Consider the following 26,258-nt stretch of genomic DNA (forward strand, 5'->3'; position numbering starts at 1 on the left):
GTTCTTGGAGCGATCCTCCCGCGGAGCTTAGGGCATCCGCGGGAGGATCACGTTTGCTAGGCGAACGGGAGGACGAGCTCCGCGTAACGCTGCTTCATGGTTTCCAGGACGGTGTGGCCGTCGGCGTCCCAGATTTCCTGATTGAAGATTTCAACCTCGATGTCGCCCGTGTACCCGGCGTCCCTGACCCAGGTGCCGATGGTGGCGAAGTCGATGACGCCGTCGCCCATCATGCCGCGGGACAACAGCGCATCCGCAGCGATGGGTAGGTTGAAGTCGCACACCTGGTAGGAGGCGATGCGTTTTTCGCGCCCGGCACGTTCGATCTGCGCCTTCAGTTCCGGATCCCACCATACGTGGAAGGTGTCGACGGCGACGCCAACAGCCTTTGCGTCGTACGGCGCGGCGAGATCCAAGGCCTGGCCAAGGGTGGAGATGAGCGCGCGGTCCGCTGCGTACATCGGGTGCAAGGGTTCCAGCACCAGGCGGACGCCGTTTTCGGAGGCGAAGGGAACCAGTTCCTCAAGGCGGTCGGCCACGCGCTGGCGTGCAGCGACGACGTCCTTCTCTCCGGGAGCAAGCCCGCCAACCACCAGGAACAGTTCCTGCGTGTCCAGCGCTACTGCTTCGCGGACGGCTTCGAAATTGTCAGCCAGAGCTGCGGCCTGTCCCTCGGCATCGGCTGCGGTGAGGAAGCCGCCGCGGCAGAGCGAGGAAACACGCAGTCCGGCGTCCTTGATGAGCTTGGCTGCCTTGTCCAAGCCAGCCTCGGCCACGCGGTCACGCCACGGCCCGATCGCGGGGATGCCGGCGCGGGCGCAACCGTCAACGGCTTCGGCCAACGTCCACTTCTTGGTGGTGGCGCTGTTCAGGGAGAGTCGTGAGAAGTCCGTGCTCATGCGCCCACCCCGTTGATCCGCAGGTAGTCAGACATCCGGAACGCAGCAAGCGAGGGATCCTTCAGCAAGCCCGCCTGGTCTGCCAGTTCGAAGGTCTTGGCCAAGTGCAGCACCGAACGGCCGGAGTGCAGGCCGCCCACCATCTGGAAGCCGGGCTGCTTGCCGTTGAGCCAGGACATGAAGGCGATGCCCGTCTTGTAGTAGAACGTGGGTGCGCTGAAGATGTGCTTTCCGAGCTCACGGGTGGAGTCCAGGATGGCGCGCCCTTCGGTGCCCTGACCGGCGTCGTACTTCTGCAACGCCACCGAAGCGGCCGGGTAGATCGCCGCGAAGATGCCCAGAAGGGCGTCCGAGTGGTGCGTTTGGTCGCCGTCGATCAGTTCCGGGTAGTTGAAGTCGTCGCCGGTGTAGAGGCGGACGCCTTCCGGAAGTGCAGCGCGGAGGGCGACCTCGTGGGAAGCGTCCAGCAGCGAAACCTTCACGCCGTCAACCTTGTCCGAGTGTTCGCGGATCAGGCTGAGGAACGTTTCGGTGGCAACGGAGACGTCATCGGAGCCCCAGTAGCCTGCCAGCGCAGGGTCGAACATGGTGCCCAGCCAGTGCAGGATGACGGGCTGGTCCACTTCCTGAAGCAGCGTCGAGTAGACGTGCAGGTAGTCGTCGGCGCCGTTGGCAACCTTGGCCAGGGCACGGGATGCCATGAGGATGACCTTGGGACCGGCCTCGCTGACCACCGCGATCTGCTCGCGGTAAGCATCAATGACGGCCTGGATACCCGCTGCACCCTCGGGAAGGGCGGTGATATCCAGCTGGTCGGTGCCGGCGCCGCAGGAAACGAGGTCCCGGACAGACTTGCCCGCGATCGCGGCATTGCCCGCTGCCACCACGGAAGCGGCCTCGGCGCCGGTGCGCTTGATGAGCTGCTGGGTCGCGGCCCAATCCAGGCCCATGCCACGCTGTGCGGTGTCCATGGCATCGGCAACGCCCAAGCCATAGGACCACAGCTCGTGCCGGTACGCCAGGGTGGCGTCCCAGTCAAGCTGGGCCGGGGCGCCGGGAGTGTTGTCCGCGGAGACCTCAGGGATGACGTGTGCTGCGGCGTAGGCGCGGCGGGCCGTCAAAGGAGCAGTCGGTTTGGTCCACGATGTGGCCGCCTGAAGGCGGTACTCGCGGGTGCCGCCGTCGTCGGTGGGAAGAATCAGTGACGTCATTAGAGGGTGATCTCCGGGATGTCGATGGTGCGGCGCTCAGCCGAGGACTGCAGGCCGAGTTCGGCCAGCTGCACACCGCGTGCTGCGGAAAGCAGGCCGAAGCGGTGCTCGCGACCGGCGACGACGTCGCGCAGGAATTCTTCCCACTGCAGCTTGAAGCCGTTGTCCAGTTCAGCGTTGGCGGGGACTTCCTGCCACTGGCTGCGGAAGGATTCCGTGACGGGCAGGTCCGGGTTCCAGACCGGCTTGGGGGTGTGGGCGCGCTGCTGCGCAACGCACTTGTTCAAACCGGCGACGGCGGAACCGTGCGTGCCGTCGATCTGGAACTCAACCAGTTCGTCGCGGTAGACGCGAACGGCCCAGGACGAGTTGATCTGGCCGATGACGTCGTCGCCACCCGGGGTTTCGAGTTCGAAGATGCCGTAGGAGGCGTCGTCGGCGGTGGCCTTGTATTCCTTGCCGGCCTCGTCCCAACGTGCGGGGATGTGCGTTGCGGTCTTGGCGTTGACGCTCTTGACCTTGCCGATGATGCCTTCAAGGACGTAGTTCCAGTGGCAGAACATGTCCGTGGTCATTCCGCCGCCGTCTTCCTTGCGGTAGTTCCAGGACGGGCGCTGTGCAGCCTGGACGTCGCCTTCGAAGACCCAGTAACCGAATTCGCCACGGATGGAAAGGATTCGGCCGAAGAAGCCTTCATCCACCAGGCGGCGGAGCTTGACCAGGCCGGGGAGGTACAGCTTGTCGTGCACTACGCCTGCGGTGACGCCGGCGTCCTTGCCGATCTGTGCCAGCTCGATTGCTTCTTCCAGGGTCTCGGCTGTGGGCTTTTCGGTGAAGATGTGCTTGCCGGCGCGCATTGCCTTCTTCAGGGTGGCGGCGCGGAGGCTGGTCATGGACGCGTCGAAGATGATGTCAACGGTGGGGTCGGCAATGACGGCGTCCAGGTCGGTGGTCCACTCGGAGACCTTGTGGAGTTCGGCGAGTTCGCGGATCTTGGCTTCGTTGCGGCCAACCAGGATCGGCTCCACCTGAACCTTGGTGCCGTCTTCCAAGGTGAAGCCGCCGGCATCGCGGATGGGGAGGATGGACCGCAGCAGGTGCTGGCGGTAGCCCATACGGCCGGTGATGCCGTTCATGGCGATACGGATCGTCTTTGTTTCGAAGCCCATGTTTTCTCCAGTGCCTTGTGTGCCGGCCGCTGAGCGTTGCCGGTGCTTACTTATGTCATATGGGAAAGCGCATTCCCGCTGCAATCGATCATGCACCATGGCGCGCCGTATTGGCAAGCGCTTTCCCAAAATTCCAAGAGAACTGCCATAATTTCCTTAGCGCCAGTCCCGACGCTTGCAGAAAAGGAGTTCCCCGTGGCCGCCAGCACACTGAGTGAAGTTGCCCGTTTGGCCGGGGTCTCCCTCGCTACGGCATCCCGGGTCCTCAACGGCTCGTCCCGCAAACCAGCAGAAGACATCGCGGAACGCGTCCGCGAGGCCGCCGAAAAGCTCGGCTACGTACCCAATGCCCAGGCTCAGGCCTTGGCTAAGTCCAGTTCCGGATTGATCGGCCTCATTGTCCACGACATCGCCGATCCCTACTTCTCTGCCATCGCCCGCGGCGTCCAGGAAGCGGCCCGCCAACAGAACCGCATGGTCCTGCTGGCCAGCACATCAGGCACCCCGCACGACGAGAAGGAAGCAGTAGCTGCATTCGCTGCCCGCCGTGCCGACTCCATCGTGATCGCCGGATCGCGCTCAGTCCGCGCCGAGGACAAGCAAGGCAACACTGAACTGGCCGCCGAACTGGACCGCTACTGCCGCAACGGCGGGCACGTGGGAGTGGTGGGTCACCCCGTAGTTGGAGCGTCCACCACTGAGGGCTACCACGTGGTCAAGGTCCCCAACGAAGAACTCGCTGCCGGCCTCGCCGCCGAACTTGCCGCCACCCATGACGGTGAATTCCTGATCGTTGCCGGTCCAGAAGGGCTCTACACCTCCGACGACCGGGTCCGCGGTTTCCAGCGCGGGCTTGAGGGCGCTGGGAGGCCCGCGGCTGAAGTGATCCGCACAGGATTCAACCGCGCCGGGGGATACGAAGCCGGCCTGGCTCTCGCGGACCGCATCAAAGCGTCCCAGGAACGGCTCTGCATCTTCGCCGTGAACGACGTCATGGCTATCGGAGTCACTGCGGCCCTACGGCCCGAAGGGGTGTGGATTCCCCGTGATGCCACCATCGCCGGCTTTGACGACATCGAAACCCTTCGCGACTTCCGGCCCGCTCTTTCAACGGTGCATTTACCGCTCGAGGACATTGGACGCCTCGCCGCAGGAGATCCTGACACTCCGCCTGTCAGCGGGGCGGTCAAGCTCCGCCGCAGCACCGAAACCCCGGTGGAATCGCAGGTATGACCGCAGCGGAGGCCCAGGCGCCCCAGGCACTCACGGTGATTCCCGCCGTCGGGCCTTCCGGTCTGGCGGCGCCCGCAGTTCTGGTTCTGCCCGGGGGCGGCTACGCGAAAACGGCAGACCATGAAGCCGAACCTGTGGCAGAGTGGCTCGCTTCGCTGGGGATCCACGCGTTCGTGCTGCGGTATCCAGTGGCACCGCATCGGCACCCGGTGCCGTTAGCCGCCGCCAAGCAAGCCATGATCTGGATCCGCAACGGAGGGCATGGGCTGAAGGTTGATCCCTCGCGTGTGGGTGTCCTCGGGTTCTCGGCGGGTGGGCATCTTGCGGCCGCATTGTCTGTGCAGGTGCCCGCGGGCGATCCTGCGCTGGACATCCGCGAGTCGGTTCCGGACCTCAGCATCCTCTGCTATCCGGTCATTTCCTTCGTGGATTCGGTGCATCAGGGATCCGTGGACAACCTGGCCGGCGAGGGGGCGGGGCCTGAAATCCTGCGGCAGCTCTCCGCCGAGCTGCACGTCACCCCGGCAACACCGCCGGCGTTCCTCTGGCACACGGCAGACGACGAATCCGTTCCCGTTAGCCACAGCCTGGCCTACGCAGGAGCGCTCAACCGAGCCGGAGTTGCCACGGAGCTGCACGTTTTTCCGAACGGTATCCACGGCATCGGCCTGGCAGCGGGAACGCCCGGTGCCGATCAGTGGACCGGGCTCTGCGCCGCGTGGCTTCGCCGGATGGGTTGGGCTGCGTAGCGGTCTCCGGGCTAGTCCTCCCCCAGAGTGATGGTGTGCAGGAAGGCGGCGTCGTTGAGCACGTTGTCCGGAAGGTCGTCTTCGACGAACTCCAACATGATGTCCATGTCCTTGCCGTTGCCCCGGAGGACATCGGTGACGGTCTGCCACAGCAACTTCCGATTCCGAAGCGGGAAACGCTCAGCTTCGGGGCCCCACGAGAAACAGTGCACGCCCACCAGATGCGGCAAGACTTCGTGGAGGGACTCAAGGGCCTGCTTGTCTGAAAGCCCGACGGCGGGCTGCCAGTAGGTGCCGACGTTGGCGTGGTTGACCCGGTCCAGAAGGTCGAGGGTGGTGGCGGGGGAGTCGGTGAGGGTGTTGCCGTGGTACTCGAAAGCGATGGCGACTCCGCGCGCCGCGGCAAGATCGGCAATGCGCCGGGTGTCCTTCACAACTGCGTCCCAGTGTTCTTGGCTGGCGTTCGCGGAACCGAGTTCCCCTGCCCAGACGCGGATCCTTGGCGCGCCTAAGGAGGCGGCGAGGTCCAGTGCCCGGCCGAAGTCTCCAAAGGCCCCGCAGCGGTAGTACGAGCCGAGCGATAGGACTGTCAGTCCGGCAGCCGCCGTGGCGTCCTTCGCGTGCGCGGCTGATTCTGCGTCACTGACATGGACGTCAGTACCCCACTCGATGCCGGCCAGGCCCGCATTCGAGGAAATTCGGACCACCTCGTCGATTCCGTGTGCGCGGAGGGTGACGGAACAAATGCCAGGCGTGAGGTCAGCCAGCGTGGTGAGGTCGATCATCGTCTTAGGATACCGGGAATGCGCTTACCCAGTAATGGCGTATCGCATGTCGAACACATCCGCACCCGTTTCCGCCGCGCGCACCCCTTGAGCGCCGGCGGCGCACCCAGTCCCGCCGTGCGCGCCCGTTTCCGCCGTGCGCGCCCGTTTCCGCCCCGTGCACCCCTTGAACGCCGGCGTCGCACCCGTTTCCGCCGGCCGTGCGCAGCAGCGGTTATGGGTGCATTCTGCGTTAAGGGGTGCGCAGGTGGAACCCAGCCCGGCCAAGCCATCCGCTCCACTAGTTCGACTTGCTCAGCGTCCGGCCCATGATCGCCTGGGTGAGGGCATCGATCACTTCGGCGTTGGCCAGCGGGTTCCGGATCAGGGTGAAGTCGACGTCCCCCACTGGCGGGAGGCCGAACCGCTGGGTGATCACTTTCAGGTCCTCGGGCACCAGCGAGGCGGGCATGACCGCAACTCCAATGCCCGCGCGTACCGCAGCCAACACTCCGCTGATCTGCTTGGTGCTGCACGTGATCCGCCAGGTCCGGCCCTCGGCTTCCAGTGCATCAATAGCCAGCTTCCGGCTGAGGCTTGGCGCCGGGTAGGCGATGAGGGGGACCGGCGCTCCGGGCTCAAGAATGGTTTGCTCGACGCCCACCCACGCAAAGTTGTCGTGCCGGACTACAGTGCCTTCCTTGGCTCCGGCCACCCATTTCACGAACACCAGGTCGAGTTGCCCGGCATTGAGCCGCTTGTAGAGCTGGTCACTTTGGCTGACGGTGAGCTCCAGGTTGATTTGCGGGTACAGCTGCCGGAACTCGCGAAGGATCCGGGGTAGGCCGGTGATGGCGAGGTCGTCTGCGGTGCCAAAGCGGAGCCGCCCGCGCATGGCTGAACCGGAGAAGTAGCGGGCGGCGGAGTCGTGGGCGGCAAGGATGCTGCGGGCAAATCCGGCCATGGCGTCGCCGTTATCAGTGAGCCGGACCTCGCGCGTATCGCGGGCAACCAACACCCGTTTGGCGGAGGCCTCGAGCTTGCGGACGTGCTGGCTTACGGTTGGTTGCGCGAGTCCCAGGCGTTCTGCAGCCTTGGTGAAACTCAGCGTCTCTGCGACGGCCAAAAAGGAACGGAGCTGGACAGGTTCGAACACGTAACTCCTCAAGCGCAGGTCAGCGCCGGGCCGGAGTACTGCGCCATTGGAGAGGGCTCATTGCATTCCGCAATGCTAGTTATAGGCGCAATACGCTTCCATAATTGCTGCTGGCAACCATAGCGTTAAACGTATCCCACCGAAACTCTCGATCCGAGGACTACTTTTGGCACCCCCACCGCCTTCAGCGGCAAACGTCAGCCAGCCCGTCATCGATTCCCTCTCCGCGCCTCAGCCGCCGGACACCGTCACCCAGCCGCTCGCCGTCGTGAGTGAAAAGCTGCCCTGGCGGCATACTTTCATCTCCCTGAAGGTCCCCAACTTCAGGATCTTCGCGATTGGCCACTTTATAGCCGTGATCGCCATCTGGATGCAGCGCATTGCCCAGGACTGGATGGTGCTTCAACTCTCCGGGTCCGTCACCGCGGTCGGAATTACGGTGGCGTTGCAGTTCATGCCGTCACTTTTCCTTGGCCCATGGGGTGGCATGATTGCCGACCGTTTTGCCAAGCGCAAGATCCTCATCATCTGCCAATCGGCGGCCGCGGTACTGGCCGCCCTCCTCGCGGTGCTGTCCCTGAGTGGCCGCGTCGAAGTATGGCACGTCTACGTGATCGCCCTTGCCTTGGGCTTCGTGACTGTTCTGGACCAGCCAGCCAGGCAGGTGTTCGTCAACGAGCTCGTCGGACCCAAGTACCTGCGCAACGCCATCAGTGTGAACTCCACGACGTTCCAGCTGGGTGGCCTGATCGGTCCCGCCCTGGCCGGCGTGTTGCTCACGGCCGTGGGTGCCGGCTGGGCCTTCGCCGCCAACGCCGTGGCGTGCTGCTCCACGGTGGCGATGCTGCTGATCCTGCGCAAGGACCAGCTGCACCTCAGCCAGCCGACGCCCCGCAAAAAGGGAATGCTGCGCGAAGGCCTCAACTACGCGCTGAGCAAGCCAACCATTTATTGGCCATGGTTGATGGCCGGCTTCGTGGCAGTTTTCGCGATGAGCCTGCCGGTGCTTTTGGCCGCGTTTGCGGATCACGTGTACGACGCCGGTGCCGGTGGCTACGGCCTGCTGAACGCTATGGTTGCGCTCGGTGCACTCGCGGGAGCGGTGGCGTCCACCCGGCGTCGTCAGTTGCGGTTGCGCTCGGTGGTGACCTCCGCCGGGTTGTACGGTTTGATGCTCTGCGTGTCCTCGCTCATGCCAACCATGGTGTGGTTCAGCGTCACCATGGTCCTGGCCGGATTCTGGTGCCTGATGTTCCTCACCGCGGCCAACCAAATGGTGCAGACCAGCTCCAACATGAGCATCCGCGGCCGCGTCATGAGCCTGTACCTGGTGGTGCTGATCGGCGGCCAGGCAATCGGCGGTCCCATGATGGGTTGGCTCGCCGAGCACCTCGGTCCGCACCTGGCCGTCCTGATCTCCGGTGGGGTGCCGGCCATCGCAGCTGCGGTAGTCGCCGTCGTACTGGCCAGGAAGTCATCCCTGCACATCAAGGTGGACCTGCGTGATCGGCGTCGGGTGCTGCGGATCGTGCGGGAGCCGCAGACCGCCTAAACAGGTGAAGCGCCCCAGCCGAACCGGGGCGCTTCATGTGGCGTGGCGCTAGGCCGCAGGTATGTGCGGATACTCCGCTGAGCGTCTCTGGAACTCCAGGACGTCCGGATTCCGGATCACGCCGTCACGGATTTCGATGGCGCGGGAGATGGTCTCGTTGGCATCCCACCCGTCCGGTCCCGCCACCACGGTGTCCAGGAACGGAAGCAGGGCCTCGCTGATTTCCCAGCTGGCCGAATTCCACAGGTAGGACGGGCTGTGGTCCACGGCGTAGTAATTGACGTGCCCACCAACGCGGAACATGGGCTCGTCGAACGTGGTGGTCCGTGCCCAGCTGAAGCCCATGCCTTCGTCGCACGAAACATCCACGATGAGGCTGTCCGGCTGGAATTCGGCCAGGTCCTCCGTGCGCAGATATGTCAGCGGCGCATTGGGGTCCTGCAGGGTGCAGTTCACCACGATGTCCGCCGCCGCAAGGAACGGCGCAAGGGGTTTGCGGCCCTTGTCCGTGATGACTTCGCTCAGGAAAGGCGCCTTGCTGTCATGGTCGAACTGCACGATCCGCACTGAGTGGATCGGAGACCCGACGGCGGCGACGCCACGGTTTGTCAGGACCTGGACGTCGTGGATGCCATGGGCATTGAGCGCCGTGACAGCACCGCGGGCGGTGGCACCGAAGCCAATGACGACGGCGCTGAGCCGGCGGCCGTAGTCGCCGGTGGAACCCGTCAGGGCCAGGGCGTGCAGCACGGAGCAGTACCCGGCGAGCTCATTGTTCTTGTGGAAGACGTGGAGGCCGAAGCCACCATCGCCCGCCCAGTGGTTCATCGCTTCAAAAGCAAGGAGCGTGAGCTTCTTGTCGATTGCCAACTGGGTGATCGCCCGGTCCTGCACGCAGTGCGGCCAGCCCCACAACGTTTGACCGTCACGGAGTTCAGCCAGATCCTGGGCCTGCGGCTTAGGGAGGAGGATGACGTCGCTGTCGGCAATCAATTCCTCACGCGTTCCGAGCCCGCCTACCAAAGACTCAAGTTTGCTGTCCGGAACGCCGAACCGCTCGCCGTAGCCATGCTCGAAGCGAAGTTGCCCGCGAACTTCAGGGGCAATCCGCTCCAAATGCTGCGGGTGGATCGGTAGACGGCGCTCATTGGGCTTCAGCGAGGAAGCCAGGACGCCTATGCTGAGCTGGCCGGTTGGCGCGGTCACTTCTTGTTGCCGGTGGAAGGCTTCGCGGCCTCGGTGGCGGAAGACTCGGAAGCCCGCTTATCCGCACGTTTTTCCTTGATGGATTTACTGGATTTCTTTGATGCGGTTTGGCGCGGTGATTTGTCGCCCATGATGGCTCCCTTAGAGCGGAGCCGCGATGGCTCCTGACTCCTGACGATACACCTTCCCCGGACCGGGTTGTGGCCGGAGTCACGAGGGCTGGGCGGCAGCCTGGAGACAAAAGAAACCCCGGATCATTGGATCCGGGGTTTTCTTGGAGCGGGCGACGGGAATCGAACCCGCGTATCGAGCTTGGGAAGCTAGCGCTCTACCATTGAGCTACGCCCGCGTTGCCCGGGAAAAATCCCCTGAGCGAGTCCTAGCTTAGCGCAGTTGCGGGACTCCTCATGACCGGCGCACCGTAGACCGCTGCGGCCCCGTCACCGCGGACCACCCCGGTCCTATTTGAACAGCTTCATGCCATTCCAGCCGTTGCCCACCTGACGCTGGGCACCCCAGACCCCGGCACCCAGGGGGTAGTCCACAAGATAGCCGTCCACGGTGTGGGCTGTGATGCTGCGCGTTCCCGGGCCCGACAAACCGAAGCTCGGAACCAGCGCCTTCATGGTGCCCCAGCCGGAACCAATGGTGGTGGGCAGTCCCGCGAAGCCGCCACTGCCGTTGCCGGGGTAGCTGAGCAGGTGCCCGGAGGTTGTGGTGGCCAGGATGTCGTTGGCGCCGTCGGCATTCCAGTCGGCCATGGTCAGGCCCATTCCAGCCCAGCCGCTTCCAATGTCCACGCGGTAGATCAACGCCCTGCCCATGATATTGGGGTAGTAGCGCAGCCCGCCATCCGGGAAATAGCCAACGACCCCTGGGAAGCGTTCCGCGGCGGACCATTTGCCCACGGTGATGTTCATCTTGTCCCAGTCACCGGTTCCCACCACGATCTGAGTGGAGAAAGCACCACCAGGCCAGCCCGTAAACAAGCCCAGAGTGCCGTTGTCCCATTGAGCCAGAATGTCGTACACGCCATCAGAATCCCAGTCCACTACGAAGGCCTGCTTCAAGCCATGCCAGTTGGAGCCGATCACCGTGGGAACTCCGTAGCCGCCGCCACCGTGCGCAGGGTAGCGAAGGAGCCGGCCGGAAGAGTCTGCGGCCACCAAGTCCGCTCCGGAGGTGATGCTCGCATAAGCGGTGGGATTGCCCGCAAAGTACTGTTCCATGGTGGGAAAGCCCCGGCGTTTCATATCGGTGGCCAGATCCACGCCGACGTAACGCAGGTGCCACGGCTCATAGCTGTAGCCCGTGATGTTCGTATAACCGTTGGGATAGCGGACTATGAAGCCGTACTTGTGGGCATTCGCGGCCACCCAGATGCCGGCGGCCGTGTCACCGAAACACGTACTAAGCCCGCACGAACCGTTGGCGTTCCCCACATCCACAGCCAATCCGGTCTGATGCTCGCTGTGTCCTGGGCGTGCCGAAATGAGATCCGCCTGGGCCTGGCCGTAGATGCTGACGTAGTAGGAGTAAACCTGCTGCTGCTGCGCGTAGGAACGGTAGCCGCTCACCACTGCAAGCCCGCCCGTGCCGGCATCGGCCGCACCTTGGAACAAACCGTTGAGCCATGCCGCAGCTTCGGCGCGCAGGTACTGCCCGGAGCCGCGGGCATTAACAAGGTCGCCCGGAGCGTAGCTCACAGGATTCAGGGGCCTGGATTTATTGACCAAAACAGAGTAGCTCGCGGGGTTTCCCACAGGATCGACGCTCGGCAGCGGATTCGCTGCGGTTGGCACCGCTGCTTGAACGACGGCGGCCTGTGCTGCCGTGCCAGGGACCGGCGCTGCCGTGGCAGGCGCCCCAGCCATGACCCCGCCAGCTACCGCCAGGCTGAAGATCGCAGCGCAAGCTGCCAGTCGTCGTCGTGCGTTCCCCACGGAACCCGAATGATTTTTCCCTCGCATAACGCCCCCAATTTTTTTGTAACCAGCCGCAGGCACTCTACCCGGCCCGCGGTCGCCTGTCAGCAGTTACCCGCAATAATCGGCAGATAACCATTCGGTCAAGGCTCGGCAGTCTTGTGTCGTGGGCGCCCCGCCCCTGACTATTCTGAAGGTGTTAGCTGCAGCGTATGGGGAACCGGGCTACGAATATTCGACCGTACGCCGAAAGAGGTTCCGTGGCATTCGCAGCCCATGAAGTGGTGATCAATAGGGACGCCATGACCGTCTACGGATTCCTCATGGACGGGATGAACAACTCCCTCTGGCGTTCCGGAGTGCGCAGCATCGCGCTTCGGTCCGGCGTTCGCGGCCAAAAAGGTGCCCTGTACCAGCAGACGATAACCGGCCCCGGCGGCCGCCCCGTCGCCGCCGACTTCAGGATCACCGACGCCCGCCCAGGAGCCGAAGTCCGCTATTCCGTGGTGACTGGGCCAGCACGGTCCACCGGCGGTTTCTACCTCAGCACCGAAGGCAACACCACCCGGCTCCGGTTCGCCCTTGAATACCACCCCAAGGGCCTGCGTAAGCTCATGAACGGCGTGATCCAGAAAGCGTTAGAGGGCGAAGTGGCGCAGCTGGAACAGCTCAAGATTGCCATCGAAGCCCACCCTGAGGGGTAGTCGCCGCTGTTGACGTACGACGCCGACGCCCGGGTTAGGCGTTGAGGCGCAGCTTCTACTGGGCGAACTTCAGCCCGCCCCAACCGATGCCTATAGTCACCGGAGTTGTGAGGCGTCCGGTATTGAGATCCCAATACTCAACAACACCGTTGCGGTTCAGCCCGGCAACACCCGTCGAGTCGGGACCGGTCACATCTCGCAGCGTTCGCAGCCCGATGTAATCCGTCCATTCAGCACCCACTACCGGACGCGATTCCTGCTTGGGCGTGCCCAGTCCGCTGCCCCGATACAAGCGGAGGGTGCCGTTGGCCTCAGTGGTGAGCAAATCCTGGAATCCGTCGGCGTTGTAATCCACCATGTTCAGTCTGATGGCCGGGAAACCCGTTCCAATCGCCGCCTGCGCACGAATATATGCCAGGCCCGCGTTCTTGTAGAGGTACAGGTTGCCGCCCGAGTCCATGGCTACGATCTGGGGAAGCCGGTTGTTGGCGCACCACGTGCCCACGGCAATATTTAGCGTCCCCCAGCCCTGCCCAAGTGCAACGGGATCCTTGAAACCTCCTGCTTGAAGACCGGGATACACCAAGAGGGCGCCGTCGAGTCTTTGGGCGATCAGGTCAAACACACCGTCGCGGTCCCAGTCCGTAATGAAGAGGTCCTTCAGCCCGGTGAACCCGAGTCCGATTCTCTTGCCACCGCCGTACCGGCCGCCACCCCACGAAGGGTAGGCCACCACGGAACCGTCGCCGGCGATTGATACCAGGTCTGCAGCGCTGCTGATCGATGCCGCGCTGAGGTTAAGGGTGGGTGGTTGGTGCTTGCTGCCAGGTTCGCAGACACCTACAGGATCCGTTGGTGGCGGGACGGTGCCGCCCGGGCTGGTGGTGGTCCCTGCCGGCAAGGTGGTGTAGCCGAAGAAATTCACCACACCCCAGAGCGTGAATCGATTCGGGGTGGTCTGCCAGTTTCCATCCGTGTACGTGATGCCGATGCCCATGACATTGAACCGAGGATCACGGAGAAGAGCATCGTGCCCCGGCGATCCCTTCCACCACTCCACAAGCTGCGCCGCGTCCCGGTCCCAGCGGACAGCGATCACCTCACCCGCGCCGTTGTTGGGGTTCAGCGCTCGAGGATCCGTCCAAAAATTGGCGCGGTGCTGGATCACCTCACGCGTTGCGATGTTGTTGGACCAATCCTGGGCCAGGCTGGCCACAGTTGCGTGGTACTTCACGGGGGCCAGGCCGAGCGATGCGCGGTAACTGTTGATCGCGTTGAAAACCGTCAGGATCGCTGCCGTGTTGCTGTCAGGGAGGAGGGCCAGGGCGCCGTTGTCAGGATTAATGTCGCCGCTGGGGGCCTTTCCCGGGAACGGCGCGGGGGCGGTGGGTGAGGGTGCCGGGTTTTGGGTTACTGCAGGGGGCGGAGGCGGAGTTGATCCAGATGGTGCGGTGTCGACTGCTGGGGGTTCGGTTGCCGGAGGTTCGGTCGCCGGGGGTTCGGTCGCCGAGGGTTCGGCCGCCGGGGGTGGAGAGGCGGTGTCAGTGGGCGACGGGCTCGGAGAGCCCGTCGGTTCCGTCGGTTCGGTGGGTGAGGCTGGTTCGGTGGGTGAGGCTGGTTCGGTGGGTAAGGAGTCCGCGGGGTTCGGTCCTGCGGCCGGGGCCGTCGGCGGTGCCTCACTGGGGACGGTGCCGGCGGTCGCTGGTGGCGCCGGTTCGGTTGCGGGCGGTCCGGAGACGCCAGGGTCCGAGGGGTTGTCCGGACCCCACGAGGGCCCGATGCTGGGCAACGGCGGCGGAGTTTCAAAAACGGGATCCACGGCGACGGGACCACCGTTTGAGTCGGCTCCTGTCGTGATGCTTGGTGTCGGCGTCGAAGTCCCTGCGTCCGGGGCGGGCGCCGTGGACGGCTGGGATACGTTGCCGGCTGCCGGGAGGGGCGCGGAAGGTGCGGGCTCCGCCGTCGTGCTTTCCTTCGGTCCCGTCAGTCCTGACGGGACCTCTGCCGAAGGGGTGGACGTGGGGCCGGGGTTGGTCTGCGTTGAGGGAAAAATCTGGCTGGAAGCAACCACCCCGAGAGCCAGGGTGCAGGCCAGCACAATGGCGGCAGGCGCAGCCAGTTTTCTCACAATTACCCCGCGAATGCTCGTTGCCCCCAAGTACGGGCGCGGTTGTACATGTCCGGGAACTATAGTCCCATGGGGCGGCGTGGACAATGCATGGGGTATTTTTGATGCTGTGCTGATCTCTGACCGCGATATTCGTGCCGAAATAGAATCCCAACGGATTGTTCTTGAACCGTACGACCCCGCGATGGTTCAGCCGTCTTCCGTGGACGTGCGGATTGACCGGTTCTTCCGGCTCTTCGACAACCATAAATACGCCCACATCGACCCCGCCGAGGAACAACCAGAACTGACCCGGTTGGTGGAAGTGGAGGGCGACGAGCCATTCATTCTTCACCCAGGGGAGTTCGTGCTCGGTTCCACCTACGAAACTGTCAGCCTGGCCGACGACATTGCCGCGCGCCTCGAGGGGAAGTCATCCCTGGGGCGGCTTGGGCTGCTGACGCACTCTACGGCCGGCTTCATTGACCCAGGTTTCTCGGGTCACGTGACCTTGGAGCTCTCCAACGTTGCCACGTTGCCCATCAAGCTGTGGCCGGGCATGAAGATCGGCCAGCTGTGCTTCTTCCGTCTGACGTCCTCCGCTGAGCACCCCTACGGTTCCGGTGAGTACGGCAACCGCTACCAAGGCCAGCGTGGACCCACTGCCAGCCGCAGCCACCAGAACTTCCACCGGACGTCCATTTAGCGTCTTCTGGCGTGCCGCCGAGGGGTTAGCTCCCCGGGCTCTGGGTGTGTCTTTGGGGTGAGATCCCGCCCCCTCGGCGGAGGGTGACGTGCTTGCTACGCGGGTGCGCGTTCCGGCGTGCGGGGTGGTGCTCCCGGAGTTTTTCGGATGGCCTTGACCACTGGCTCCACAAAGCGGGCCGCAAGCGGGCCGAGGATGGCCATGATGAGTACGTAAGCGGTAGCGAGGGCTGCAAGTTCGTCGGGCACTGCCCCGGAAGCAACAGCCAGCCCTGCGATGACTATGGAGAACTCACCGCGGGCGATCAACGCAGCTCCTGCGCGGAAGCGGCCCGGCACAGCGATGCCCGCGCGCTTGGCGGCCCAAATTCCTGTGAGCATCTTGGTTGCGGCGGTGACGAATGCCAGCACCAGCGCCCATCCAAGGACCGGGGGAATGGAGGTGGGGTCCGTGTTGAGTCCAAACGCCACGAAGAAGATGGCAGCAAAAAGATCCCGCAAAGGTTCGAGTATCCTGGTGGCGTTGTGGGCCGTCGCACCGGAGATAGCGATGCCCAACATGAACGCACCCACTGCGGCGGAGACTTGCAGGGCAGATGCAATGCCCGCCACGAGGAGAGCCAGGCCAAGCACGTTGAGGAGGAAGACCTCCGAGTTCTCGCTGTGCACTGCTTGCGAGACCCGGTGGCCGTGCTTGAGCGCAATCACCAGAACCACCGTGACCACGGCCAGGGCAATTCCCACCGTTTGCAGTCCGCCAAGGAATCCCACACCGGCAAGGATGGCGGTCAGGATGGGCAGGTAAATGGCCATGGCCAGGTCTTCAAAGACCAGGATGGAAAGCACAACGGGCGTCTCGCGGTTACCGATTCGGCCGAGGTCGGTGATCACCTTCGCGGCGATGCCGGACGATGAGATATAGGTGACGCCACCCATGACGATTGCACCCACGAGTCCCCATCCCAAAAGCACGGCCAATCCGGCGCCCGGCAGGAAGTTGAGGACAAAGTCCATGACGCCGGCCTGCCACGATCTTCGAAGACCTGTAACAAGCTCCGACGCCGTATATTCCAGTCCGAGCATCAGCAGCAGGAGGATGACGCCGATTTCTCCCGAGAGATGGGCGAACTCGTGCATGCCATCGAGTTTGACGAACCCGCCGGCTCCGAAAGCCAAGCCCCCCACCAAGTAGAGGGGAATGGGGGACATGCCTATTCGGCCCGCTAGTCGAGCCAGGAGACCGAGGCAGAAGACGACGGCCCCCAGTTCAACGAGGGCTAATGCAAGCGGATCCATCCCGGTCAGCCGTTGCGGAGGATGTCGGCTGCCGAGTCAAGACCTTCCTGCGTGCCGACCGCTACGAGCAAATCGCCGGTGTGAAGTACGACGTCGGGAGCCGGCGACGGGACCACCTCGCCTTCGCGCATGATCGCCACGATGGAGACACCGCTGCGTGTGCGGATCTGCGCTTTGCCCATGGGTTGGTTCACGAAGGGCGACTCCGGTGTGATGGAGAACTGGCGGGTGACGATGCCCGGTATCTCGCGATGCTCCTCGGCCAAGCGCATGGCAATGTGTTGCCCGCCCAGGAGGTTACCTAATGTGGAAGCCTCGTCGGCTGTCAAAGGGATGGATGCCTGGCAGGTGTCAGGATCATCCCAGGTGGACACGAAAAGCTCTGTCTCGCCCTCTCGAAGTTCCACGACACCGATGCGACGGCCCGAGGCCGTGACGAAATCCTTACGGACCCCGAGGCCTGGGAGTTCAGTCTCATCCACGTTCATAGCTTCACCCTAACTCTGTTGTACGGGTCCGGTACGGCGTTCATGCCCAACCGGCCCTATGTAGTTAACGCTCGGGGACCACGGCTATTTCCACTTGGGCCGGCGGCTTCACCGGGAGGATCACCAAGAGGCCCGCGAGCAGCACCACCATGATTCCCAGGATGCCCCAGCGTTGGGCTTCACCTTCTGCAACAAGCGGCGAGGCAATGGTGATGCACAGGGTGAAAAGTGTGGGGGCGAGGAAGCTGACTGCCCTGCCAGTTGTGGCGTAAAGCCCGAACAGTTCACCGGATTCCCCGGCCGGGGCCAGCCTTGCCAGGTACGCCCGTGATGACGATTGGGCTGGTCCCACGAATAAGCAGAGCATCAGACCGAAGACCCAGAACGTGGTGGTCCCGGGCCAATCATTTCCGAAGAAGACGTAGTCCCCATTGCCGAGAACCAGGATGGCTGTGCCCGCGATGAGGAGGCCAACCAAGGAAAGGATAATGACTGACTTGGGTCCGATCCTGTCATCCAGGAAGCCTCCGACGATGGCACCGACAGCCGCTACAACGTTGCCGAAGATGGCGAAGAAGATGACGTCCTTGAGTTCAAATCCGAAAGTACCGGCGGCGATGACGCCGCCGAAGGTAAACACGGCCGCGAGGCCGTCGCGGAAGATCGCACTGGATAGCAGGAAGTAGATGGTGTGGGGACTGGTCTTGTAGATCGCGCTGATGCGGCGGAACAGAAGTTTGTAGGAGTCCACAAAACCCAGGGATGTGGTGTTTCGCCTCGCGGAAACTTCCGGAACCGCGAACATCACGGGAAGTGCAAAGATGAAGAACCATAGGGCGGAGAAGATGGCAACGAGCCGAATGTTCAGTGAGTCCTGCGTTGACGAGCCGAACCAGTCGAAGGAAGGCTGGACAAACAACTGCAGGACAAGGAGGAGCGCCACGATTCCTCCGAGGTACCCCATAGCCCAGCCAAAGCCACTGACCCTGCCAATGTTCTTGGGGGTTGAGATCTGGGCCAGCATGGCGTTGTAGTTCACGCCTGCAAACTCGAAGAAGATGTTGCCCAGAGCGATCAGGCAGACGCCCAGGAGCAGGAATTCCGGCCTCGGGAAAACGAAGAAGCACAGCGCAGTCAGGACGGCTGTGGCGGTCGTGTTGACTCCAAGCCAGAGCTTGCGGCGCCCTCCGGCATCTGAACGTTGGCCCGTGACGGGAGCAAACAGTGCAATAGCTAGGCCCGCAATTGCCAGCGCGGCACCGAGGGCTGCCGAGGCAGCGTCCTCACCTCCGAAGGCATTAGACGTCAAATACACGGTGAAAACGAAGGTGGTCATGACCGCTTGAAAGGCAGCTGATCCCCAGTCCCAGGATGCCCAAGCGAGGATTTGTGCCTTTTTGGAGGCAACAGGTCCCGAGGCAAGCTCGGACGTCGGATGGGAGGCTTCGGGAACTGCGGCCGCGTTCATAGCTTGAATGCTATAGGGGGTAGGGATATCGGTGGGCACATGACAGACCGGTATGTGGACAACGTGGCTTTAAGCCGTCCGCGCAGACGGGTTCCGATGCCGAAAACTGTCGGTCCGCCTTGATAAACTGGGTAAACCGAACCCAACGTATGACCGCCTGCTCCAACTTTTGACAATATGTTCCTGACTTTGCGGAGATAACAGTGATCACAGTTCTCGCCATCACCTTTGTAGCGGCAACTGTGGCGCCCTTGATCTTCCGCAAACTGGGCAGAAATGCGTTCTACGCCCTCGCGGCTGTTCCTGCGGGCGCCTTTGTTTGGCTGGTCTTCCAGTACGAGGCCGCATATTCCGGTGGAGGAATGGAAGAAATCCTTCCATGGATCCCCACCCTTAAGCTCGAGCTCGCTTTCCGTATGGATCCCCTGGCGTGGGTGATGTCGCTCCTGATCCTCGGCGTTGGATCTTTGGTGCTGATTTATTGCGCCCGCTACTTCAAAAACAAGGACGCGGATCTGGGCGGATTCGGAGCTCAACTCCTGGCCTTTGCCGGCGCGATGTTCGGTTTGGTGACCTCCGATGACCTGCTGATGCTGTTCATCTTCTGGGAACTCACCACCATCCTGTCCTACCTGCTGATCGGCTATGCGCGCACCCGTTTGGCTGCACGCCGTTCGGCGCTCCAAGCACTCATGGTCACCACAGCTGGTGGTTTGGCCATGCTCGTGGGCCTCATCGTCTTGGGCCAGGCTGCAGGAACATACCGGATTTCAGAGATTTTGGACCAAGCCGGGACGCTCATGAGCGGAGCGATGCAAGGAGCGGTGGCTGCCGCCGTCGTACTTGTCCTTGCCGGTGCGGTGACTAAATCGGCGCTTGTTCCGTTCCACTTCTGGCTGCCGGGCGCCATGGCGGCTCCCACACCTGTCAGCGCGTACTTGCACGCGGCAGCGATGGTCAAGGCTGGCATCTATATTGTGGCGCGTCTGGCTCCGGGATTTTCGACGTCGGAGTTCTGGCTTCCCGTGGTTCTCGGCCTGGGCCTGGCCACCATGCTGGTAGGTGGCTACCGTGCGCTTCGCCAAACCGACATCAAACTCATTCTCGCCTATGGCACCGTCAGCCAGCTCGGGTTCCTCACCATGGTGGTAGGCCTGGGCCGACCGGATGCTGCCCTCGCGGGACTGGGTCTGCTGCTGGCCCACGGCCTGTTCAAAGCGGCTCTCTTCTTGGTGGTGGGCATCATTGACCACCAATCCGGAACGCGCGATATCCGCAAGCTTTCCGGGGTTTTCCGTTCTTCGCGTGCCCTCGGAGTGGTGGCCGGTATTGCCGCCGCGTCCATGGCCGGCGTGCCGCCGTTAGCTGGTTTCGTGGCCAAGGAATCGGTATTTGAGGCCTTCGTCCACTACGGCACCGGCGATCATGCTCCGGTGTGGGGCATCTGGATCCTGGTTGGGCTGGTCATCGGTTCCATCCTCACTTTCGCCTACAGCGCCCGCTTCATGTGGGGTGCGTTCGCCGTCAAGCCCGGCGTGGAGCCCACGCCTTTCAAGCCCATCAAGCCCGCTTTCCTGGCCGCACCGGCGATCTTGAGCCTCCTGACCATCGCTTACGGTGTATGGCCGGCACCCGTGGACACGTGGATCCAGCCTTACGCAGCGCTATTCGCTGACGGCGCGGACGCGGTCGACGCCGGACACTTGGCTTTGTGGCATGGCATCACCCCTGCTTTGGGGCTGACAGCGATAACTTTCGCGGCAGGCGCCGCGATGTTCTACGGACGCAACCTCGTCTCCCGGGCACAAAGCGTGGTTCCGGACTGGGTGGATGGCGACCGCGCGTACCAGAACACCATTGGCGCCCTGGACGATATTGCCGTCTGGGTTACCGGCCGCACACAGCGTGGTTCGTTGTACTTCTATCTGGCAGTAATTCTGACTGTAGCGTTCGCTGTGCCGGCCACCGCCTTGATCATGGCCAACAAGCCCCTGCCGGACGGCATCTACCTCATTGATCCGAACTCCCCGCTGCAGATCGTGGCCGGAATCGGGATCGTGGTGGGTGCCCTGGCTGCGGTCCGGGCCAACAAGCGCTTCCTTGCGGTCCTCATGGTGTCAGTAACCGGCTACGGCATCGCCCTGATGTTCGCGTTGCAAGGTGCTCCGGACCTTGCCTTGACCCAGATGCTCGTGGAAACCATCGTGCTGGTGGCCTTTGTGCTCGCCATGCGCAGCCTGCCCGCTGAGCTAAGGGACCGGACCGGTGGCAGGCTCCGGGTGATCCGAGTGATCATTGGCGCAGCCTTCGGTATCACCATGATCTTCGTGGCCATCTACGCCATGGGGGCGCGCGTTGCCACCCCCATCTCACTCGATTTCCCACGACTGGCCTATGAAGGTGGCGGGGGTCTGAACGTGGTCAACGTGACTCTCGTGGACATTCGGGCCTGGGACACTTTCGGGGAAATCTCCGTGTTGGCCATTGCAGCTACGGGTGTTGCCAGCCTGATCTTCGTCCGCAGCCGCGGCGATCGCATCAAGACATCCGAAGCCGTGCCTGAAGGCAGTGTGGGGCGCCGCACCGGTGTCGACCGTGATTCGCACGACGGAGCCGCCCTGGCCGTCGCCAAGAAGTTCACCGACGTCACGCGAGATGCCTGGCTGGTGGCGGGACGCACGCTGGCGCCGGAGCGACGCTCGATCATCTTTGAAGTAGTGACCAGGCTGATTTTCCACTCGATGATCGTCTTTTCCATCTACCTTCTCCTGGCCGGACACAACTTACCGGGCGGCGGCTTCGCGGGCGGTCTCACCGCCGGCCTAGCCCTCACCATCCGGTACTTGGCCGGTGGCCGGTTCGAGTTGAGCGAGGCAGCGACCATCAGTGCCGGCACCCTTCTGGGGACGGGACTTGCCACCGCGGCAGCCTCCGGTGTGGTTCCACTCTTCCTGGGAGGACAGGTGTTCCAGAGCGCGATCATCGAGTTCTGGCTGCCCGTCTTTGGTGACGTCAAGTTCGTCACGTCCACGATCTTCGACATCGGCGTGTACATCGTGGTGGTGGGGTTGGCGCTGGATGTCCTCCGCAGCCTCGGCGCCGAAATCGACGAGCACTTCGAAGGCAAAGGCGCGCCGCTCGCGGATGAAGATGCCGCCGAGCATCCCGAACTTGCCCACGAAGCCGCTGAATCCGCTGCGCTCGGGAAGGGTAACGCATGAGCATCAACCTGACCCTGCTGATCGTCATGGGCGTGCTGTACGCCTGCGGTATCTACCTAATCCTGGAACGCAGTCTGACCCGAGTGCTGTTGGGTTTGATGCTGCTGGCCAACGCAACCAACATTCTCATCCTGAGCACCGGAGGGTATGCAGGCCTTGCGCCGCTGTTCAGCAAGGAAACGGCCCCGGAGGCATACAGTGATCCTCTGCCGCAGGCACTGATCCTGACGTCGATTGTCATTTCCTTCGCGGTGACGGCCTTCATGTTGGGCATTATTTACCGCACGTGGGTCCTGGCTCGTCAGGATGAGATCCAGGATGACCTTGAAGACGTTCGCGTGGCGAAGACGCCGAGCTTCGATGCGGAGGACGATGCCATCGTGCCGCTGGAAACCTCGGAATTCGCGGTCACTCCTGCCAGCCCGGCGGATCGTGACAAACCGGACGCCACAGAGACCCCCAACACGGCAACAACCCGGGAAGGAGGCAGCGCGTGAATCTCGCGAACCTGTCGCCGCTAGCTGTCCTCCTACCAATTCTGGGTGCTGCCCTGGCGTTCTTGCTGATCCGCCATCAAAGCGCGCAGCGGGTGGTGAGCATTGGCATTCTCAGTGCAACCCTTCTGCTCGAGTGCCTGCTCCTGATCTCCGTATGGGATGGGGGCACCACCTCGGTCACTTTGGGCGGATGGCTGCCACCGTGGGGTGTGGTCCTGGTAGTGGACCAGTTCTCCTCGCTCATGCTGGTGGTCTCCACCGTGGTGAGCCTTGCGGTGCTCATCTACGCAACGGGTCAGGGTATGGCCGACGGTGACCAGGAAGCCCCGGTCTCAATCTTCCACCCCACCTATCTGATCCTGGTGGCTGGCGTGTCCAACGCCTTCCTCACCGGTGACCTCTTCAACCTCTATGTCGGTTTCGAGATCCTGCTGACAGCAAGCTACGTGCTGATGACGCTGGGCGGAACGGGGCCGCGTATCCGGGCCGGTGTTACGTATGTGGTGGTTTCCGTGGTCTCGTCCGTACTGTTCCTCATTGCGATCGCCATGATCTACGGAGCCACGGGAACCATCACCATGGCGGACCTGGCCATCAAGCTGGCCGAGCTGGACCAGGGCACCCAGAACCTCCTGCATGTGATGCTGTTGGTGGCGTTCGGCATCAAGGCTGCAGTCTTCCCACTGTCTTTCTGGCTTCCTGACTCCTATCCAACTGCTCCCGCCCCAGTCACCGCCGTGTTCGCAGGATTGCTGACAAAGGTGGGTGTCTACGCGATGGTCCGGACAGAGACGCTCTTATTCCCAGGGGACACGCTGAACGTCCCACTGATGGTGGTGGCGCTATTGACCATGATTGTCGGAATTCTGGGTGCCATGGCCCAGAGCGACATTAAACGTCTGCTGTCCTTTACCTTGGTGAGCCACATCGGTTACATGGTGTTTGGCCTGGCCATGAGCTCAGTGGCAGGTTTGGGCGCCGCGGTCTTCTACGTAGCCCACCACATCACCGTCCAGACCAGTTTGTTCCTGGTCACCGGCCTCATTGAGCGGCGTGGTGGCAGCTCGTCCATAGACCGCTTGGGTGGCTTGGCCAAGCTCTCCCCGCTGCTGGCCTTGTTGTTCTTTATCCCCGCGATGAACCTGGCGGGCATTCCGCCGTTCTCCGGCTTCCTGGGAAAGCTGGGGTTGTTGCAAGCAGGTGTGGAGCTGGGGACGCCGTTGGCGATCACGTTGGTGGTGGGCGGCGTGGTCACCAGCCTGCTGACACTGCTGGCGATCGCCCGTGTCTGGAACAGGGCGTTCTGGCGCAGGCCCGAGGACGCTGAGTATCCGGACCCCGTGCTAAAAACGCCCGGGAACGTGGGAGTACTTCCACGGACCATGGTGGGATCCACAGCTGGACTGGTGGTGTTCGGCGTGGCACTGACCGTCTTTGCAGGCCCGTTGTTCAAGGTCGCTGACGGCTCCGCAGGAATCATGCTGGACCGTTCGGCCTATATTCACTCGGTCCTCGGAGATTCGGTTGTGGTGCCGCCGCTGGTTCGAAGGGATGACGTGCAGACGGGGGATGCCAAATGAGCCGTAAACCGATCTCGTTCCGCACGGAACTGCCGCTGCTCATCTGGTTGGTGATCGTATGGGGTGCCCTGTGGCGGGACTTCAGCCCCGGGAATCTCCTGTTCGGCGCCTTGATTGCCGTGCTGGTGGCCAAGTTCTTCTACCTTCCGCCCGTCGAGCTCAGCGGCAGGTTCAACATTCTTCGCGCCATTCCCTTTGCGCTGATGTTCCTCGCCAAAGTGGTGGCAGCGAGCTTCCTGGTGCTGTACCTGGCTGTCGCAAAAGGGCCCAAGGTCCGCAGCGCCGTCGTCGCCGTTCCGTTGCGGAGCCATTCCGACCTCATGGTGACGGCCACCGGCCACGTGATCTCGTTGATCCCAGGCTCCCTGGTGGTGGAGGTGGACCGCTCCACTTCCACGCTGTACCTGCACGCACTGAACATTTATGAAGAGGCGGATATCGACAAAATTCGTCAGGAAACCCAAGACATCGAAGCAGGATTGATCCGCATTATGGGTACACGCGAAGAAGTCGAGGCGCTCAAGGCCGAAGAACGGCCAGGGCTGGAAGGGGCGGCGCTGTGAAGGAAGTAGTTCTGGTGGTTACCGCCGTCATCCTCAGCCTGGCGGCCGCAGGTGCGATTGTCCGCATCGCCGTCGGTCCGTCCCTTCTGGACCGTGTTCTGGCATCAGATGTTTTGCTGGCCATCCTGGGCGCTGCCTTGGCGATCGATATGGCGCTGAACAAGCACCTGAACAACCTGATGCTGCTGGTGGCTCTGGCAGTGATCGGGTTTATTGGCTCGGTGACCGTTGCCCGGTTTGTGGCCGAGCGAAGGGAACAGAGCAATGAATCCTGACGCTTCGGGCCTTGACTTCGTCGTTGATGCTGTCACCGCCGTGTTCCTGGTGGTGGGCGCGCTGATGTCCCTGGGCGCAGCCATTGGCTTGTTGAGGTTCCCGGACCTCATGAGCCGCATGCACGCAGCCACCAAACCGCAGGTCCTGGGTCTGTTCCTCATGCTGGCCGCGATCGGACTTCAGATGCGGACATGGTGGGTGTGGCCGGTTCTGTTGGTGGCATGGATCTTCCAGCTCCTCACAGCACCAGTGTCAGCGCACATGGTTGGCCGTTCCGCCTACCGCACCAAACATGGACACCGGGAGAAGCTCACCAAGGATGAACTGGAGGCCGTGGTCCAAAGGGCGGCTGCCGGCCAGGAACCGCGGAGCGACAGCTAGCAGCAGCGACAACGAACGCCGGGATCACCTGCAGGTGATCCCGGCGTCGTGGTTTGGATGCCTAGACGATGTCGTGGCTCTTGGCGAAGCGCGCGATGGCCCGCTGGGTGCCCCGGCTCGCCAGGACCTGGATGAGCGTGCTGACAAAGGCGGAGATCAAAGCGAAGGTCAAGGCCGAGCGCAGGCTGGTTTCTGCGTCGTCATGACCCAGGGGCGGCTTGTTGCCTGTTGCCTTTTCCCACCCTTTGTTGACGAGTTTGGTGCCCACGAAGCCTGCCCCGAGGCTTACTCCGGCACCGATCAGCTTAAAGAAGAGGTTCATGTCCCCAGCCTAGCTGGCTGCGCCCACCGCACGCGTTAGCGACGGTTTTCCCGCTCCTTAAGGAACGCTGCCATGGAGCCCACCGGCGCCAGCACCGGGACGACGCTGTGCTCGGCCGTCCAAACCTGGTCAACTGTTCCGAACCCGGCAAGTTCCTTGAGGAGGTAATAGGTTGGCGGCATCAACTTCAAAGTGCCGGCCGCTTCCGCTGCAAGAATCTCCGCCACAGGCATCCACAATGATTGCCAAGCCTCGGTTGTTTGGTGCTGGGGCGTAGCACCAGCTGTTGGCTTGGCGATGTAGAAGAAGGTGTCGAAGCGCTTGGGCATGTCTGTGGGCGTGATCCAGTTGGCCCACGGGCGGAGGTGTCCGGCTTCGATGGTGAGCCCGGCCTCCTCCTGAACTTCGCGGATGGCCGCAGTGAGTATTGTCCCGGCATTTCTCACGGCTTCGGCAGGATTCGCACCCACGGAGCTCTGGTTCCACTCGGACGCGTGGCGTTGAAGCAATTCCGCCGGGTAGTCCCACCCGGACCCGTCCGCGGAGTCCACACGTCCTCCCGGGAAGACCACCATTCCGGCAGCGAAATCCATGGTGCTGACCCTGTGCTGGACGAAGGCTTCGAGCCCGGCAGGGGCATCTCGGAGCAGGATGACGCTTGCGGCCAGACGTGGTTGGGGCACAGCGCTATGGGTGGTGGGAAGGTCCGTCATGAAGTGTGCCCCTTTGCCGCGGTGAAGTCTGCTGGTTCATTCTCTCAGGTCCCGTTGTGTGGCCCGGTGTGCA

The 26,258-nt window shown here is 62.9% G+C and carries 25 protein-coding genes and 1 tRNA gene; 11 read left to right on the forward strand and 15 right to left on the reverse strand.

The window, feature by feature from the left end; all coding sequences use genetic code 11:
- Nucleotides 1–56: 56 nt before the first annotated feature.
- From EU811_RS06785 to EU811_RS06795, 3 genes are read right to left on the reverse strand one after another with little or no spacing between them, the layout of a single operon-like run.
- Nucleotides 57–899, reverse strand: a complete 843-nt coding sequence (locus EU811_RS06785; RefSeq protein WP_142937726.1) for a sugar phosphate isomerase/epimerase family protein — start codon at nt 897–899, stop codon at nt 57–59.
- Complete coding sequence (locus tag EU811_RS06790) at nt 896–2,110, reverse strand: dihydrodipicolinate synthase family protein (protein ID WP_142937727.1); 1,215 nt, start codon at nt 2,108–2,110, stop codon at nt 896–898. Before EU811_RS06790 ends, EU811_RS06785 begins: the two co-directional genes overlap by 4 nt.
- Nucleotides 2,110–3,279 (reverse strand): Gfo/Idh/MocA family protein, encoded by a 1,170-nt coding sequence (locus EU811_RS06795; protein ID WP_142937728.1) that lies wholly within the window; start codon nt 3,277–3,279, stop codon nt 2,110–2,112. The genes EU811_RS06790 and EU811_RS06795 overlap by 1 nt, the downstream gene beginning before the upstream one ends.
- A 195-nt stretch (nt 3,280–3,474) precedes the next feature.
- On the opposite strand from EU811_RS06795, the gene EU811_RS06800 reads away from it, so the two are divergent.
- Nucleotides 3,475–4,512, forward strand: a complete 1,038-nt coding sequence (locus EU811_RS06800; protein WP_142937729.1) for a LacI family DNA-binding transcriptional regulator — start codon at nt 3,475–3,477, stop codon at nt 4,510–4,512.
- A complete protein-coding gene (locus EU811_RS06805) occupies nt 4,509–5,261 on the forward strand; it encodes an alpha/beta hydrolase (RefSeq protein WP_142937731.1) in 753 nt (250 codons plus the stop codon). Before EU811_RS06800 ends, EU811_RS06805 begins: the two co-directional genes overlap by 4 nt.
- An 11-nt stretch (nt 5,262–5,272) precedes the next feature.
- Here the strand turns inward: EU811_RS06805 and EU811_RS06810 are convergent, their stop codons facing one another.
- Nucleotides 5,273–6,046, reverse strand: coding sequence for a sugar phosphate isomerase/epimerase family protein (locus tag EU811_RS06810; RefSeq protein ID WP_142937732.1), 774 nt, complete (start codon nt 6,044–6,046; stop codon nt 5,273–5,275).
- 280 nt (nt 6,047–6,326) lie between these two features.
- Nucleotides 6,327–7,181: a LysR substrate-binding domain-containing protein gene (locus EU811_RS06815; protein WP_142937733.1), complete on the reverse strand. Its 855-nt coding sequence runs from the start codon at nt 7,179–7,181 to the stop codon at nt 6,327–6,329.
- A gap of 166 nt (nt 7,182–7,347) precedes the next feature.
- On the opposite strand from EU811_RS06815, the gene EU811_RS06820 reads away from it, so the two are divergent.
- Nucleotides 7,348–8,733 (forward strand): MFS transporter, encoded by a 1,386-nt coding sequence (locus EU811_RS06820; protein WP_142937734.1) that lies wholly within the window; start codon nt 7,348–7,350, stop codon nt 8,731–8,733.
- Between the two features lie 48 nt (nt 8,734–8,781).
- Here EU811_RS06820 and EU811_RS06825 read toward each other — a convergent pair whose 3' ends face one another.
- The 4 genes from EU811_RS06825 to EU811_RS06835 form a co-directional block, all read right to left on the reverse strand.
- Nucleotides 8,782–9,939 (reverse strand): N(5)-(carboxyethyl)ornithine synthase, encoded by a 1,158-nt coding sequence (locus EU811_RS06825; RefSeq protein WP_142937735.1) that lies wholly within the window; start codon nt 9,937–9,939, stop codon nt 8,782–8,784.
- Nucleotides 9,936–10,070, reverse strand: a complete 135-nt coding sequence (locus EU811_RS24550) for a hypothetical protein (protein ID WP_011776304.1) — start codon at nt 10,068–10,070, stop codon at nt 9,936–9,938. The genes EU811_RS06825 and EU811_RS24550 overlap by 4 nt, the downstream gene beginning before the upstream one ends.
- A gap of 144 nt (nt 10,071–10,214) precedes the next feature.
- Nucleotides 10,215–10,288, reverse strand: a tRNA-Gly gene (locus EU811_RS06830).
- A gap of 112 nt (nt 10,289–10,400) precedes the next feature.
- Nucleotides 10,401–11,882: a M15 family metallopeptidase gene (locus tag EU811_RS06835; RefSeq protein WP_238703325.1), complete on the reverse strand. Its 1,482-nt coding sequence runs from the start codon at nt 11,880–11,882 to the stop codon at nt 10,401–10,403.
- Nucleotides 11,883–12,124: 242 nt separating this feature from the next.
- Between EU811_RS06835 and EU811_RS06840 the strand changes: the two genes are divergently transcribed.
- Nucleotides 12,125–12,568, forward strand: a complete 444-nt coding sequence (locus tag EU811_RS06840; protein WP_142937738.1) for an SRPBCC family protein — start codon at nt 12,125–12,127, stop codon at nt 12,566–12,568.
- Between the two features lie 55 nt (nt 12,569–12,623).
- On the opposite strand, the gene EU811_RS24100 is transcribed toward EU811_RS06840, so the two are convergent.
- On the reverse strand, nt 12,624–14,696 hold the full coding sequence (locus EU811_RS24100; protein WP_238703326.1) for a CAP domain-containing protein: 2,073 nt from the start codon (nt 14,694–14,696) through the stop codon (nt 12,624–12,626).
- A gap of 109 nt (nt 14,697–14,805) precedes the next feature.
- On the opposite strand from EU811_RS24100, the gene dcd reads away from it, so the two are divergent.
- Nucleotides 14,806–15,381 (forward strand): dCTP deaminase, encoded by a 576-nt coding sequence (dcd, locus tag EU811_RS06850; protein ID WP_142937771.1) that lies wholly within the window; start codon nt 14,806–14,808, stop codon nt 15,379–15,381.
- 95 nt (nt 15,382–15,476) lie between these two features.
- On the opposite strand, the gene EU811_RS06855 is transcribed toward dcd, so the two are convergent.
- The 3 genes from EU811_RS06855 to EU811_RS06865 all read right to left on the reverse strand — a co-directional run bounded on the left by EU811_RS06855 (nt 15,477) and on the right by EU811_RS06865 (nt 18,632).
- Nucleotides 15,477–16,676, reverse strand: a complete 1,200-nt coding sequence (locus tag EU811_RS06855) for a cation:proton antiporter (protein WP_142937739.1) — start codon at nt 16,674–16,676, stop codon at nt 15,477–15,479.
- A gap of 5 nt (nt 16,677–16,681) precedes the next feature.
- Nucleotides 16,682–17,164, reverse strand: coding sequence for a cation:proton antiporter regulatory subunit (locus EU811_RS06860; protein ID WP_142937740.1), 483 nt, complete (start codon nt 17,162–17,164; stop codon nt 16,682–16,684).
- Nucleotides 17,165–17,228: 64 nt separating this feature from the next.
- Complete coding sequence (locus tag EU811_RS06865) at nt 17,229–18,632, reverse strand: MFS transporter (protein ID WP_142937741.1); 1,404 nt, start codon at nt 18,630–18,632, stop codon at nt 17,229–17,231.
- Between the two features lie 203 nt (nt 18,633–18,835).
- On the opposite strand from EU811_RS06865, the gene EU811_RS06870 reads away from it, so the two are divergent.
- From EU811_RS06870 to mnhG, 6 genes are read left to right on the forward strand one after another with little or no spacing between them, the layout of a single operon-like run.
- Entirely contained in the window at nt 18,836–21,853 is a 3,018-nt protein-coding gene (locus EU811_RS06870; protein WP_142937742.1) for a Na+/H+ antiporter subunit A, read from the forward strand.
- Entirely contained in the window at nt 21,850–22,350 is a 501-nt protein-coding gene (locus tag EU811_RS06875) for a Na(+)/H(+) antiporter subunit C (RefSeq protein WP_142937743.1), read from the forward strand. Before EU811_RS06870 ends, EU811_RS06875 begins: the two co-directional genes overlap by 4 nt.
- Nucleotides 22,347–23,930, forward strand: a complete 1,584-nt coding sequence (locus EU811_RS06880) for a Na+/H+ antiporter subunit D (protein ID WP_142937744.1) — start codon at nt 22,347–22,349, stop codon at nt 23,928–23,930. The genes EU811_RS06875 and EU811_RS06880 overlap by 4 nt, the downstream gene beginning before the upstream one ends.
- Nucleotides 23,927–24,493: a Na+/H+ antiporter subunit E gene (locus tag EU811_RS06885; RefSeq protein ID WP_142937745.1), complete on the forward strand. Its 567-nt coding sequence runs from the start codon at nt 23,927–23,929 to the stop codon at nt 24,491–24,493. The genes EU811_RS06880 and EU811_RS06885 overlap by 4 nt, the downstream gene beginning before the upstream one ends.
- Entirely contained in the window at nt 24,490–24,768 is a 279-nt protein-coding gene (locus EU811_RS06890; protein ID WP_142937746.1) for a monovalent cation/H+ antiporter complex subunit F, read from the forward strand. The genes EU811_RS06885 and EU811_RS06890 overlap by 4 nt, the downstream gene beginning before the upstream one ends.
- Nucleotides 24,758–25,150, forward strand: coding sequence for a monovalent cation/H(+) antiporter subunit G (gene mnhG / locus EU811_RS06895; protein WP_142937747.1), 393 nt, complete (start codon nt 24,758–24,760; stop codon nt 25,148–25,150). The genes EU811_RS06890 and mnhG overlap by 11 nt, the downstream gene beginning before the upstream one ends.
- A gap of 61 nt (nt 25,151–25,211) precedes the next feature.
- Here the strand turns inward: mnhG and EU811_RS06900 are convergent, their stop codons facing one another.
- Nucleotides 25,212–25,472, reverse strand: coding sequence for a DUF4235 domain-containing protein (locus EU811_RS06900; protein WP_142937748.1), 261 nt, complete (start codon nt 25,470–25,472; stop codon nt 25,212–25,214).
- Between the two features lie 35 nt (nt 25,473–25,507).
- Nucleotides 25,508–26,185, reverse strand: a complete 678-nt coding sequence (locus EU811_RS06905; RefSeq protein ID WP_142937749.1) for an NUDIX hydrolase — start codon at nt 26,183–26,185, stop codon at nt 25,508–25,510.
- Nucleotides 26,186–26,258: the final 73 nt, after the last annotated feature.

Origin of the sequence: Arthrobacter sp. TS-15 (genome assembly GCF_006964045.1) — a bacterium.
Taxonomy (GTDB): domain Bacteria; phylum Actinomycetota; class Actinomycetes; order Actinomycetales; family Micrococcaceae; genus Arthrobacter.

What these genes read in the sequence shown, in the direction of transcription:
- EU811_RS06905 (WP_142937749.1), bottom strand. Translation starts at nt 26,185, where the DNA reads ATGACGGACCTTCCCACCACCCATAGCGCTGTGCCCCAACCACGTCTG.
- EU811_RS06865 (WP_142937741.1), bottom strand. Translation starts at nt 18,632, where the DNA reads ATGAACGCGGCCGCAGTTCCCGAAGCCTCCCATCCGACGTCCGAGCTT.
- EU811_RS06790 (WP_142937727.1), bottom strand. Translation starts at nt 2,110, where the DNA reads ATGACGTCACTGATTCTTCCCACCGACGACGGCGGCACCCGCGAGTAC.
- EU811_RS06900 (WP_142937748.1), bottom strand. Translation starts at nt 25,472, where the DNA reads ATGAACCTCTTCTTTAAGCTGATCGGTGCCGGAGTAAGCCTCGGGGCA.
- EU811_RS06785 (WP_142937726.1), bottom strand. Translation starts at nt 899, where the DNA reads ATGAGCACGGACTTCTCACGACTCTCCCTGAACAGCGCCACCACCAAG.
- EU811_RS24550 (WP_011776304.1), bottom strand. Translation starts at nt 10,070, where the DNA reads ATGGGCGACAAATCACCGCGCCAAACCGCATCAAAGAAATCCAGTAAA.
- EU811_RS06810 (WP_142937732.1), bottom strand. Translation starts at nt 6,046, where the DNA reads ATGATCGACCTCACCACGCTGGCTGACCTCACGCCTGGCATTTGTTCC.
- EU811_RS06855 (WP_142937739.1), bottom strand. Translation starts at nt 16,676, where the DNA reads ATGGATCCGCTTGCATTAGCCCTCGTTGAACTGGGGGCCGTCGTCTTC.
- mnhG (WP_142937747.1), top strand. Translation starts at nt 24,758, where the DNA reads ATGAATCCTGACGCTTCGGGCCTTGACTTCGTCGTTGATGCTGTCACC.
- EU811_RS06885 (WP_142937745.1), top strand. Translation starts at nt 23,927, where the DNA reads ATGAGCCGTAAACCGATCTCGTTCCGCACGGAACTGCCGCTGCTCATC.
- EU811_RS06875 (WP_142937743.1), top strand. Translation starts at nt 21,850, where the DNA reads ATGAGCATCAACCTGACCCTGCTGATCGTCATGGGCGTGCTGTACGCC.
- EU811_RS06795 (WP_142937728.1), bottom strand. Translation starts at nt 3,279, where the DNA reads ATGGGCTTCGAAACAAAGACGATCCGTATCGCCATGAACGGCATCACC.
- EU811_RS06805 (WP_142937731.1), top strand. Translation starts at nt 4,509, where the DNA reads ATGACCGCAGCGGAGGCCCAGGCGCCCCAGGCACTCACGGTGATTCCC.
- EU811_RS06860 (WP_142937740.1), bottom strand. Translation starts at nt 17,164, where the DNA reads ATGAACGTGGATGAGACTGAACTCCCAGGCCTCGGGGTCCGTAAGGAT.